Source organism: Streptomyces canus 299MFChir4.1 (assembly GCF_000383615.1).
Lineage (GTDB): Bacteria > Actinomycetota > Actinomycetes > Streptomycetales > Streptomycetaceae > Streptomyces > Streptomyces canus_C.
On sequence record NZ_KB911616.1, the window covers coordinates 67048 to 79584 of the forward strand.

The following is a 12537-nucleotide window of genomic DNA, read 5'->3' on the forward strand; positions in this document are numbered from 1 at the left end:
TGCGAAAGGCTGGAATCCCTGCTGTCATCGCGGGAGGGTGAGGGTTCTGGATCTTTCGAGGAGGCTGACGTGGCGCGGGACCGGGTGGTACTGGGGGAAGTGCTGGCGGCGGCCGAGGCCGCGGCGCCGGTGGAATCCCTGGACGTGGTGGCCCGCGATCTGCGCGAGCGGTTCGGCGCGCGGTACGTGTCCTTCCTGTTCCTCGACCTGATCGGCCAGCGCGTGGTGCGGGTGGCGGAGGACGCCACCACCCTGCACGGGCGCAGCACCGAGCGGATCCAGCTCACCGGCAGCCTCCACGACCAGGTCCTGCGCACCCAGAAGCTGGTCCGCGCCCCGGACGACGCCGACGGGCACGGGCACCGCGTGATCGCCCCCGTCACCAACCGCGGCGACGCCATCGGCTTTCTGGAACTCTCACTGCCCGAAACCCGTGATGCCAGTGACGACATGCTGGAGGAGGTGGAACAGGCGGCTCACGCCCTCGCCTACATCGTGGTCACCGACCGCCGCTTCACCGACCTCTACCACTGGGCCCAGCGCACCGCCCCCGTCAGCCTGCCCGCCGAGATCCAACGACAGCTCCTGCCCACCGCCCCCTCCTGCGAGGCTGCCCAGTTCACCTTGGCCTGCGCCCTGGTGCCCGCCGAGAGCGTCGCCGGCGACACCTACGACTACGCCCTGGACCGCGAGACCCTGCACCTGTCCCTGACCGACGCCATGGGTCATGACCTCAACGCCGCGCTCATCGCCACCATTCTCGTCAACGCCTCCCGAGGCGCCCGCCGCGTTGCAGCCCCCTTGGCCGAGCAGGCCGGATGCGCCCACCACTCCCTCCTCGAGCGCAGACCCAGGGTCCTGGCCACGGGCCAGCTTCTACGGATCGCCCTGGATGGAAGCGGAGCGCAGCCGTGAATGCCGGCCACCCGCGCCCGTTGAGGCTGCGCGAGGGCACCGTCGAAGAAGTGCTCCTGCGCGCCGATCTGCCCTTCGGGGTCGAAGGGCAGGGTCCCTACCGGGTGCAGGACATCGACCTGCGCCCCGGTGACCGGCTGGTGCTCTACACCGACGGGATGCAGGAACGCCGCGCGCAATCCGTCGACTTGCCCGCCCTCATGGCCGCCACCACTACCGAGCATCCGCGCGAGGTGGTACGCGCCCTGGTCGCAGCCGTCACCGACGCCTGTGACGGCAAGCTCCAGGACGACGCCACCGTGATGTGCCTGGACTGGCACGGCCCCACCCCCAGGGGACGCCAAGCCCACGCCGGAGCCAACATCTGAAACGGCCACCGCACATCCAGGAGCACCGGGCAGGCCGCAGTCGGCCCGCACCTGCCGTTGGTGTCTCAGGCGCGGGGCCTGGCCGTCTCGGCGCCCCGCTGCCGTGGGTGAACCGCCAGGAATCCGCGGCCGGGGCCCGGGCTCAGAAAAGATCACGATATGGCGCCGTTGCGCGTACCGCACGTGCCCCCTAGACGCCCGAAGCGCAGCTGGCTGACGGATGCCGTGACGCTCCGTCCCAGGTCAGCAACCATGGCAAGATCGGGTGAGCAGATCCGTCCCGAACCCCGAACTTTCACCGATCCACATCAGGGCTGCGTGGGGCGGAGTGACTGACGGTTTGGTGCTGGCGGCGGGCGACGGGCGGCGACGACGGCACGGTGTGGCTGTGGGCCCGGTCACAGCCACCTGCCGCAGCCTCGCCTGGAAGCCCATGTCGAACGGCGGCGGTCCACCTGGCACGATGTGGTCGCCGTCCAGGGCGGCCGTCAATGGCACGCCATGGACAGGAGAAGGCCTGGATGGTGATCCGGCCACGATGCCATAGGCGGCCCCCGCCGCTGAGCCGTAGGCCCAGTGAGCGATGGTGCTCGTGAGCCAGGCGGAACCATCAGGAAGCCGGCGCTGGGTGAAACCCTCGATGACCCGCTTCGCCACCCGCCCCGGATCGGGGGCCTTCTCCCAGCTTTCGACCGGCGCGAAGGATGACGACCTCCCCTTCCTCACCCGGGCCGCACTGCGGAGGCATACGGCCCGCAATCGAGTATCCGGCGGTCGGCGAACGCCCGCGAGCACGGGCGGCGAGGAACGGTGGGTGCATGCGGGGCGACGTGCAGATTCGTTTCGTGACGCCGTCGACCACACTCGACACGGGCACCGACCGTGTCGTTGAGTGATGACCTGCTCGCAGACGGCTATCGTCCCGACGGGGTCCGCGTAGCCGCCTACTTCCCAGGGCGCGGGCAGCCGTTGCACGGGTGTGTGGCTCCTGCCAACAGCTGACCGCGCAGGCGAATCCCGACAGCGCAGGGCCGTGTCCCGATTGGAGTTCCATGACCTCGGCGGGTTCCGGGCAGCCGCAAGCGCTCGCGCGTGCTTTTGCTGTGGCTCGTCATGGACGGTTGTGGCTGGTGCCGACCGTCCTGTGCGCGCTGGTGGCGCTGTTTCTGACGCTGCTCTACATGGGCGGCATCCTCGACCCGAGCGGAAACCTGCGCCGATTGCCGATCGCCCTGGTCGACACGGACCAGGGCCCGCCGCTGCCCGGACAGCACCAGGCCCTGGGCGCGCAGGTGAGCCGGTCGATCGTCGGATCAACCCCAGCGGGCACCGTGCAGTGGCGTCGGCTCAGCCAGGCGCAGATGCAGGACCAGCTGGCGTCGGGCAAGGTCTACGGCGCTCTGGTCATCCCAGCCGACTTCACCACGTCGGTGGCGGCGCTGACGACGCCCAAGGCCTCGGCACGGCCCTCACTCACGGTCCTGACCAACCCCGGGCTGGGCAGCCTCGGCTCCTCCCTGGCCAGTCAGATCACCCAGCGTGCGGCTCACCAGGCATCCCTGACCATCGGCCGACAGCTGACGACCCGGGCTTCCAGCCAGGGCGCCGACGCCACAACCCGTGCGCTCCTGGGCGACCCGATCGATGTCACCACCCGGGTGGGCCACCGCATCGGCAACCACAGCGGCCTCGGCCTGACCGCCTTCTACTTCACCCTGCTCCTGGTGCTCACCGGGTTCGTGGGCGGAAACATCATCAACAGCGGGGTCGACGCGGGCCTGGGATACACCGACAACGAGATCGGCCCCTGGCACACCCGACGGCCCACGGTGCCGATCAGCCGCACACAGACGCTGCTGCTGAAAATGCTCATCACCGCGGGAATCACCGTGCTGACCACCAGCCTGCTGATGATCGCCGCGATCGCGATTCTGGGCATGGACGCATCGCACCTGCCGCTGCTGTGGATCTTCTCCTACTGCGCGAGCCTGGCCGTGGGCCTGGGGGTGCAAGCCATCAACGCGGCCTTCGGCGGGATCGGCCAGGTGGTGTCCATGTTCGTGTTCATCGCCCTGGCCCTGCCGTCCTCGGGTGCGACGATTCCCCTCCATGCCGTTCCGGGCTTCTACCGCTTCCTGGCGCTGTTCGAACCGATGCGGCAACTCAGCGACGGCGTGCGATCCATCCTCTACTTCGACGCCCGGGCCGACGCCGGCCTGACCCGCGGCTGGTCCATGATCGCCATCGGCGTTGCCCTCGCCCTGCTGTTCGGGTTCGCCATGACCCTCTACTACGACCGCAAAGGACTGGACCGCCTGACCGCACGGCCTTCCGCAAACCCCGGCGAGGCACCGTGATCGGCCCCGAGCCGCCCGAGAGTCCGCACACCGTACAGCCGTCGAACAGGAAGCCGCGTCGGCCACCTGCGACTACCAGATCTCACACACGGCCGAGCAATGGACGTCAGGCCTGTTTTCCCAGAACCTCGCCGCTGCCGTACGGGTCCGCGTCGCCGCGGCTTCAGCCGGTGGTGAGCACCATCCGGAAGCGGGCGGCGCCGGACAGCATCCTCTTGTACGCCTCGTCTGCTTGGTCCAGCGGCACGGCCTCAATCATCGGGCGGATTCCGTGCAGGGCGCTGAACGCCATGGTGTCCTGCACGTCCTGGGCGGTGCCGGACGGGTGGCCGCGGATGACTTTGCCGCTCAATATGAGCTGGTTCGGGCTGATTCCCAGCGGCTCGGCGTCGGCGCCGATGACCACAAGCTCGCCGCGGGGGCGGAGCCCTTGCACAGTCGCCGTGATAGCCGCGGAGTTGGCTGCAGTGGCTAGAACCACTCTGGCGCCACCGAGTGACTGCAGCGCGTCCGCGACCGTGGTGTCCGCCGTACTGTCGACGTAATGGTGGGCGCCGAGCTGCCTGGCGAAGTCGGCCTTGCCCGGCCCGCGGGCGATGGCAACGGTCTCGAATCCCATCGCGGCCGCATACATCGTTCCCAGGTGGCCAAGGCCGCCTATGCCGAGTACGGCGACCAGATCGCCAGGCCGTGCGGAGCTGCGGCGCAGTCCGTTGTACACGGTCACCCCTGCACAGGCCAGGGGTGCCGCGTCGGTCGCCGCCAGGGCGTCGGGGATCCGTGCCAGGGCGTCGGCCGGTGTGATCACCGTGTCGGCGAACCCCCCGTCGTATGCCCATCCGGGTACCTTCAGGTTCTCGCACACGATGAAGTCGCCTTGTCTGCACGGTGTGCAGTGCCGGCAGCTGCCGCCGAACCAGCCCACGGCCACACGGTCGCCCACCCGCCAGCCGCTGTAAGTTCCCTCGCCGACCTCTTCGATACGCCCGGCAATCTCGTGCCCGGGGACCAGGGGGAACCGGATGCCAGGCAGGAGGGCATTCACGAATGCGGCGTCGCTGTGGCAGATACCGCACGCCTCCACAGCGATCCTCACGTGTCCAGGGCCGGGCTGTGGAACCTCACGCTCGACGATTTCCAACGGGCCACCGGCCATTGCGGCCTGCGCCACTCGATGGGCACTCATCTGGATCTCTCCGTGGTAGGCGCGTATGGGCACCCCTACGTCCAGCAGACCAGCTCGGAACCCATCGCGCACGCTGGACCAATATGTTCCGGGCGAACTGGACGGTTTCGTCGAACGCGTGGCCGAACGCATCGCCGGCTTCCCACCCAAGGGCGTCCACGCCGCCAAGCGCTTGATCAACGACCTCACGCAAAGCCCGCACGCATCCGCTCCGACGCCGCCACCTTCCAGGCGCTGATCGCCCTGGCCGAAACCCGCGAGCGCCGTCCGCGGCCGCGGCCGCGGCCGCGTTGTGGTCGCCGGCGCTCCCGACGAGCCGGGGCGTCTTCGTCATCACGCGCGACCTGCCCTTCGCGGTGCACGGCATCAGCAAACTGTCCTTCGCGGGCGCCTCGGTGGCGCTGCTGCTGGAGACGAACGTCGTGGCGGGCTCCATCGTCGGCTCGCTCCTCGCGGTCGGCACCATCGGCGAGGTCGGGGTGCGCGCCTCGGGACCGCGACTCGGTGATCGGCATCCTCACGCCCTTCGGCCTCGGCTTCGGCGCCCTTTGCCTCGCCCTCTACAAGGGACGTACCGCCAACAAGTTCGGCCTGCTCACCGGCCAGATCGTCGCCGTCGACACCCCCAGACGCCTGGCTGCCCGGCACCTCCGCGGTCGCACTCATCGCTCCGATGGCGATGTGACGGCCGCTCACCTTCACCTGCGCCGACCCGGACGTCACCGAGGCCCGCGGTGTGCCGGTGCGCGCCCCGTCGTTCGCGTTGTCGTTCGCGTTGTCGTTCGCGTTCATGCTGGCGCTCGGCCTCGCCGTGGCCCACTCGATCCAGGTCGTCTGTGCACTCCTGGTCCTCAGTCTCCTCGCCACCCCCGCCGCGGCCGCCGCCCGCCTCACCGCGTCTCCCAGTACTGCTTCCGCTGATCAGCATGGTCTTCGCCGACGCCTCCATCGAGGGCGGCATCCTGCTCGCCGTGGGCAGCAGCATCCCCATCAGCCCCTACGTCACCACGATCTCCTTCACCATCTACGCCGTCTGCCGACTGGCGGGCAGTTACCGCACTCGACGGTGGGGGCCAGGAGGGCCGCCCAGCAACCGGCCTGAACGCCAGGACGGCAATTGCTACTGAGATTCATTTCCATATAGCCTTCTTGGAGCTCACTCATCCAGGAGGACCCCATGGCTGTTCCCAAGCGGAAGATGTCCCGCAGCAACACCCGCCACCGCCGCGCTCAGTGGAAGGCGGCCACGCCGACCCTCGTGCCGATCACCGTCGACGGCCTCTCCTACCTGGTGCCTCAGCGGCTGGCGAAGGCGTACGAGCGCGGGCTGCTGCGCCCCGAGGACTGATGAGTGTTGATGGCTTCCGACCGACTGCCCGTCACCGTCCTGTCCGGATTCCTCGGCGCGGGCAAGACCACCCTTCTCAACCACGTCCTCGGCAACCGCGAGGGACTGCGCGTCGCGGTCATCGTGAATGACATGAGCGAGGTCAACATCGACGCCGCCCTGGTGCGGGGCGGCGAGGCGGCCCTGTCGCGTACCGAGGAGCGCCTGGTTGAGATGACCAACGGCTGTATCTGCTGCACCCTGCGCGATGACCTGCTCGAGGAGGTCGACCGGCTGGCCCGGGAGGGCCGCTTCGACTACCTGCTCATCGAGTCGTCCGGCATCTCCGAACCGATGCCGGTGGCCGCGACCTTCGCCTTCGCCCGCGACGACGGCGCCACCCTCGACGAGATCGCCCGCCTGGACACCATGGTCACGGTTGTCGACGCGACCAACTTCCTGCCCGAGCTGGAAAGCGGCGACGAACTCACCGAACGAGGCCTGGGCCAGTACGAGGACGACGAACGTACCGTCAGCGACCTGCTGATGGACCAGATCGAGTTCGCCGACGTGATCATCCTCAACAAGCTCGACCTCGTAGACGAGGAGGCATCCGACCGACTGCGGGCGACACTCGCCCGCCTCAACCCGGCCGCGCGCATCGTCCCGGCCGTCCACGGCCGCGTGAAACTCGGCGACGTGCTGGGCACCGGACTGTTCGACCTGGAACGTGCCCAACAGGCCCCCGGCTGGGTGAGGGAACTCAACGGCGACCACGTCCCCGAGACGGAGGAGTGCGGGATCTCCTCGACCGTCTTCCGCGCCGAACTGCCTTTCCACCCAGGCCGGCTCTGGACCTTCGTGACCAAGGAGCTCGACAACGGGTCGTACGGGCAGATCCTCCGCTCGAAGGGCTTCTTCACCCTCACCAGCCGCCCGCGGGTGACGGGCCTGTGGTCACAGGCCGGCTCCGTCGCCCGCTTCGAGCCCTCCGCCGCCCGCGACACCGACAGCCCCTACGGGCCCGACGGCCAGGAACTGGTCTTCATCGGCACGCAGCTTGACGTGGAGGCACTGCACGCGGCGCTGACGGACTGCCTCGTGGCCGACGGTGAGAGCCTGCCGTCCGTCGACCCGTTCCCCGCCTGGGACACGTACGGCATCGACGACACCTGCGAGCACGAGCATCCCGAACTCACGACGGGCGTCTGAGGACCCCGGGCCGGGCGGCGAACGCAGCCACGGCGCCGCCCGGCCCGGCACGGACACCTATCCGTCAGTCCGTCATGAGGGAGGCCCGGTTGGCCTGGCGCCCCGAACACCGGCGCGTCTCCGCCGCCAGCCAGACCTGCCGTCGAAGAAGGAGCGCGGCCAGCTGCTGTGATGCCTCTCCAGCAACGCGTTCCGCGCCACCCGCCCTTGCATTACCGCCAAGCCTCGCCGCTTCCGCCCCGCGGCGCGCGGCGCGCGGCGCGCGGCGCGCGGCGGCGCAGTCCACGCCCCACTTCACGTCGCTGCGCCCCCCAGATGCTCAGCCAGTCAACCAAGTTCCACGACCTGCCACCGAGGTCGCCCTAGTCTGGCGCTGGCGCGGCCGTCACTCCGACAGCTTCCTCTGGAGCGGGGCCAAGCCGGCACACAGCCTCCGTCGCTAGCGTGCGGCGCGTCCGAGGTGCCGTCGGGGAAGCGAGTGGCGTGAGCGATCAGGAACACACCGAGAGCCGCTACGGGCTCTTCGACTCCGTGCGCCTCGTGGTGCGGACGCTCGTGTACGTCGTCCTCGGCGGCCTCGCGCTCGCCGCGATCGCCGGCTTCCTCGGGCCGAGGCTCGCGCTTGACCTCTACACCCCGGCCGTGGCTGCCTTGTGGACGGTCTTCACCGCCGTCGTCGTCCAGGGCGTCCCCTTCCTGCTGCTGGGCACGGTCGTCTTCGCCGCCATCGGCGCCTTCGTCCCCGAGCGCGTATTCAGCCGGATGCTGCCGCGCGGCCCCGCGCTCGCCGTGCCGGTCGCGGGCGTGGCCGGTGCCGTGCTGCCTGGGTGCGCGTCCGTGCCGGTGGCCGGCAGTCTGATGCGGCGCGGGGTCGCCCCGACCCGCCGCCCTCGCCTTCCTGCTTTCCGCACCGGCGATCAACCCCGTGGTCCTGGTCGCCACGTCCATCGCGTTCCCCGGGCAGCCGCGGATGGTGGCGGCCCGCCTCGCCGCCTCCCTCGCCACGGCCGTCGTGATGGGCTGACTGTGGGTGCGCTTCGGGCGCCAGGAGTGGCTGCGGCTGCCGACGCCGCGTGAGACCGCGTCCGGAACCTCGCGCGCGGCTGCCTTGACGGCCGGGCTGCAGCACGACTTCCTGCACGCCGGTGGCTTCCTCGTGCTCGGATCGGCGGCAGCGGCGACCTTCAACATCGCGGTACCGCGCTCGGTCCTCGACGTCTTCACCGGATCAACTTCACCGGATCAACCTGGCTGTCCGTCCCGCTGCTGGCGCTGCTCGCCGTGGTCCTGTGCGTGTGCAGCAAGGCCGACGCGTTCGTGGCCGCCTCGCTGAGCGGGTTCTCGCCGACCGCGCGGCTGGCGTTCATGGTGGTCGGCCCCATGGTCGACATGGAGCCGATCGCCCTGCAAGCGGGCACCTTCAACCGGGCCTTCACCGTCCGGTTCTCCTCCGTGACCTGGGTGGTCGCGCTGGTGAGCAGTGTGCTCGTGGGGTGGTGGCTGCCGTGAGGCGGTACGGGCCGACCGCGCTGTTGCTGCTGGTAGGCGCTGCTGTGCTGCGGATCTCGCTGTTCAGTGCCCTGTATCTGCGGTACGTGCAGTCCGGGCTCCGGCCGTACCTGGTCGTCTCGGGGACGCTGCTGGTGCTGCTGGGGGTGACGACGGCAGTGAGGGCCGCGCGGGCCGTGCCGGAGAAAGCCGAGGGCCCGCACGACCACGGGCACGATCACACCCACACGACCGGCCCGCGCTTCGCCTGGCTGCTCACGCTCCCCGCCACGGCCCTGCTGCTCTTCCCGCCGCCCACGCTCGGCTCCTACAGCGCGGCCCGGGAGGACGAGCAACGCGCGGCGCAGGGTGTCGGCACGTTCCCGGCGCTGCCCGTCCGTGACCCGGTGGAGTGCGGGGACGGCGGCGCTTGGTACGTCACGCGGCTGCTGGTCTCATGCTGCGCGGCCGACGCGATCACGAGCAAAGTGCAGATCCGCGGCGCGGACGCCCCGGTCACGGACAACTGGGTGACGGTCACGGGCTGGCATCCCAAGGGCAAGCTGGGCTCGACGGCAGCCTGGCCCCTGCTGGACGCGAAGACAATCGTGAGAGTCGCAGAGCCGTCGGATCCGTACGAAAAGCGTTGAGCCGACCCGCGCAGCCTGGTCGCATCCAGGCAACCGGCGGAGAAAAGTCGAGGCCAGTTGGTGACGAGCACCCGGCCACACTCAGAAATCCGCGGCCGAAGTGGGGCCTTGCACGTCGACCGGTTGGCACCGGTCCGGAATTGGGGTCGCGCCGGTGAATATCGGTGGGCCCTCTGCACGCGCCTACCGCCCGGACGCAGCGGGCGTGTCCGCACCCACGAAACAGCCCGCCTCCTGGAGGGACACCACCTCTCCTCCGAAACCCAGTTCGGCCAGCGCGTAGCGTCCTCCACCGGATGAACGCGAATGTCGTGCGCGTCGGCAGGCAGACCCGTTGCGAGACTACGAGGGCACGAGGGGAAGGTCGTCGGTATAGGCGTTGACCGGCGGCGAGATGCGGCGGATGGTTCGGACATCGAGGGCGCCGGCCGCGGACTTCGTGCCGAGCATGCCACCGGGGTGCCAGGTACCGGTCACCGCCAGCCAGGTGTTGGCCGGCAGAGCCTTGGCTCCGTACACGCGGACCTTGACGGGGCGGGCATCGGCTGCGCAGCACGTGAAGATGATCCGGGTCAGATCCCACGCGCCGCTCTGTCCGACCGGTGTGACGAAGCCGGTCAACTGGATGGTGCGGCCCTGGATTGCCGTTTCGCGGTCCTGCTGGACGCGGGTGGTGAAGTCCGTGAGGGTCATGGGTAGCGGCGAGGTGGCGGGCAGCGGATCGAACTTCTTCTGCTCCTTGACCACTGAGCCACTGGAACGTCCCGCGGTGTACGCGCCGAGGGCCGGCGGGGCGTAGAAGGCGAGACTGAGGGCGGGCAGGAACAGCAGCCATGCGACACGGGGCGCCGTGTTGTGGTGGTGGCCGTGAGCATGGCTGTGATGTTCGTTGTGATCCTTGTCCATGGCCGCGCCCGCCAGGGCAAGGAGCAACAGCACCACCCCGGAGACGATCAGCAAGGGGCGCAGTCCCTCTTTGACATAGCGCAGGCAGAGGTCGGTGAACAGGGTGGAGTGCAGCAGGCCGAGGCCCATCAGGGCCAACAGCCCGACCTGTGCGTGGCGTTTCACAGCAGTGCACCTCCGATCAGGGCGCTGGCGGCAACCGCCACGAGGGTGGTGGCCGAGGAGAAGCGCCAGGCGAAGGCCCGGCCGAAGGTGCCCGCCTGCAGGGCGATCAGTTTCAGGTCGACCATGGGGCCGACCACCATGAACGCCAGTCGGGCGGTCGGCGAGAAGCCGGTGAGGGAGGCGGCGACGAAGGCGTCGGCCTCTGAGCACACGGCGAGTACGACAGCGAGGATGGCCAGGAAGAGGACCGACAACCAGACCGAACCGGCGAAGGTGTCGAGGACGGAGCGCGGTACTGCCACGTTGAAGGTCGCTGCTGCCATCGCGCCGAGTACGAGAAAGCCACCGGCGTGCAGGAAGTCGTGCTGGAAGCCGAGACGGAACTCCCTCCACCGGCTGCCGCCGGGCTGATGCCCGGTGTGCCATACCGCGGCTCGCAGCCATTCCTCCTTGCCCAGCCAGAGCCAGAGCCACCCCATCACCGCGGCGGTGGCGAGAGAAGCGAGCAGCCGGGCCACGACCATGGCCGGGTTGCCCGGAAAGGCCACCGCCGTCGCGGTCAGCACCACGGGATTGATCGCGGGTGCCGAGAGAAGAAAGGCGAAGGCCGCTGCCGGAGTCACCCCACGTCGGATGAGGCTGCCCGCGACGGGCACGGACGCGGGGCCTTGACCCCTGATGTTGGACACACGAGACACTGGATCCTGAGGATCTGAGAACGGACATCTCGTGGTCATGAAGAACTACCCGCCGGAGTTCAAGGCGGACGCGGTCGCGCTGTACGAGTCGCGGCCCGAAGCGACGATCAGGTCGGTCGCCGCTGATCTGGGGATCAATCCGGAGACGCTGCGGAACTGGGTGAGGGCCGCAGGAGTAAGCCGTCCGCGGGGACGCCGGACGCAGGAACCGGTCCAGCCGCCGACCCCGCTGGAGGCTGAGAACGCGGCCTTGCGGAAGAAGGTCCGTGAGCTGGAGGAGGAACGCGAGATCCTCCGCAAAGCGGCAAAGTATTTCGCCGGGGAGACGCGCTGGTGAACCGCTTCCAGTGTGTCGCCGATCTCCACCGCCGCTACGGCGTGAAGCGGCTGTGCGGCATCCTCGGCATCAGCCGCTCGAGCTTCTACTACTGGCGCCGGACAGCTGCGGACCGGGCCGCCCGGCAGGCGGCCGACGCAAGGCTGGCCGCCCGGATACGGGCCGTGCACCAGGACTCGGACGGCACGTACGGAGCCCCGAGAATCACCGCCGAACTCCGCGAGACGAGCGGAGAGGCACTCAACCACAAGCGCGTCGCCAGGATCATGCGGGCGTTCGGCATCGAAGGGGTCCGGTTGCGCCGCCGGCACCGCACCACCGTCGCAGACCCAGTGGCGGCCAAGGCGCCGGACCTGATCGGCCGCGACTTCACCGCCACGGCTCCGAACACGAAGTACGTCGGCGACATCACCTACCTGCCCATCGAGGGCGGGAAGTTCTGCTACCTGGCGACCGTCATCGACCTCGCCTCCCGCCGTCTCGCCGGCTGGGCGATCGCCGACCACATGCGAACCGACCTTGTGACCGACGCCCTGGCCGCAGCGGTCCGCACCCGAGGCAGCCTGGCCGGATCGATCATGCACACCGACCACGGAGCTCAGTACACGAGCAGGGCCTTCGCCGAAGCCTGCAGGTCAGCAGGGGTGCGGAGGAGCATGAGCGCGGTCGGATCCAGCGCGGACAACGCACTCGCCGAGTCCTTCAACGCGACCTTCAAACGCGAGACCCTGCAAGGACGAAAGAGCTGGCCAGGCGAGCGTGAGGCCCGCCTCGACGCGTTCCGATGGCTCAACCGCTACAACACCCGACGCCGACACTCCCGCCTCGGGCAACGATCACCGATCGCCTTCGAGAACGCCTTCTACCGCACACCAACTACGCTGGCACGAGTCGCATAACCCGTGTTCAGGATTCGGGGTCAAGGCCC

At 69.3% G+C, this 12537-nt stretch carries 7 protein-coding genes and 4 pseudogenes; 8 read left to right on the plus strand and 3 right to left on the minus strand.

Translation table 11 applies throughout. The features are described from left to right. The first annotated feature begins 69 nt into the window (after window positions 1–69). Together H293_RS53155 and H293_RS0140235 are read left to right on the plus strand one after the other, a co-directional pair. A pseudogene (locus H293_RS53155) lies at window positions 70–1283 on the plus strand (SpoIIE family protein phosphatase). Window positions 1284–2335: 1052 nt separating this feature from the next. After that, window positions 2336–3640 (plus strand): YhgE/Pip domain-containing protein, encoded by a 1305-nt coding sequence (locus tag H293_RS0140235; protein ID WP_028808609.1) that lies wholly within the window; start codon window positions 2336–2338, stop codon window positions 3638–3640. A gap of 163 nt (window positions 3641–3803) precedes the next feature. Here H293_RS0140235 and H293_RS0140240 read toward each other — a convergent pair whose 3' ends face one another. Continuing rightward, complete coding sequence (locus H293_RS0140240; protein ID WP_028808610.1) at window positions 3804–4826, minus strand: alcohol dehydrogenase; 1023 nt, start codon at window positions 4824–4826, stop codon at window positions 3804–3806. Between the two features lie 290 nt (window positions 4827–5116). On the opposite strand from H293_RS0140240, the pseudogene H293_RS53160 reads away from it, so the two are divergent. The 5 genes and pseudogenes from H293_RS53160 to H293_RS0140265 all read left to right on the plus strand — a co-directional run bounded on the left by H293_RS53160 (window position 5117) and on the right by H293_RS0140265 (window position 9503). Continuing rightward, window positions 5117–5953, plus strand: a pseudogene (locus H293_RS53160) (metal ABC transporter permease). A gap of 50 nt (window positions 5954–6003) precedes the next feature. Beyond that, window positions 6004–6174 (plus strand): 50S ribosomal protein L32, encoded by a 171-nt coding sequence (rpmF, locus tag H293_RS0140250; protein WP_020123442.1) that lies wholly within the window; start codon window positions 6004–6006, stop codon window positions 6172–6174. Window positions 6175–6183: 9 nt separating this feature from the next. Further along, window positions 6184–7365 carry a GTP-binding protein gene (locus tag H293_RS0140255; RefSeq protein ID WP_020123443.1) on the plus strand — a complete coding sequence of 394 codons (1182 nt, stop codon included), beginning with the start codon at window positions 6184–6186 and terminating at the stop codon, window positions 7363–7365. Between the two features lie 483 nt (window positions 7366–7848). After that, window positions 7849–8874 (plus strand): annotated as a pseudogene (locus H293_RS53165) (permease). Further along, window positions 8871–9503, plus strand: coding sequence for a TIGR03943 family putative permease subunit (locus tag H293_RS0140265; RefSeq protein WP_028808611.1), 633 nt, complete (start codon window positions 8871–8873; stop codon window positions 9501–9503). Before H293_RS53165 ends, H293_RS0140265 begins: the two are co-directional and overlap by 4 nt. A 342-nt stretch (window positions 9504–9845) precedes the next feature. Here the strand turns inward: H293_RS0140265 and H293_RS0140270 are convergent, their stop codons facing one another. Both H293_RS0140270 and H293_RS51005 read right to left on the minus strand, forming a co-directional pair. Then, window positions 9846–10574: a TIGR03943 family putative permease subunit gene (locus H293_RS0140270; protein WP_020123445.1), complete on the minus strand. Its 729-nt coding sequence runs from the start codon at window positions 10572–10574 to the stop codon at window positions 9846–9848. Next, window positions 10571–11236 (minus strand): annotated as a pseudogene (locus tag H293_RS51005) (permease); the annotation flags it as partial. The pseudogene H293_RS51005 and the gene H293_RS0140270, both read right to left, overlap by 4 nt. A gap of 67 nt (window positions 11237–11303) precedes the next feature. Here H293_RS51005 and H293_RS0140285 point away from each other — a divergent pair. After that, a protein-coding gene (locus H293_RS0140285) for an IS3 family transposase (RefSeq protein ID WP_106968526.1) occupies window positions 11304–12508 on the plus strand; the annotation gives its coding sequence in 2 pieces (ribosomal slippage) (window positions 11304–11595 and window positions 11595–12508; 1206 coding nt in all). The last annotated feature ends 29 nt before the right edge of the window (window positions 12509–12537 follow it).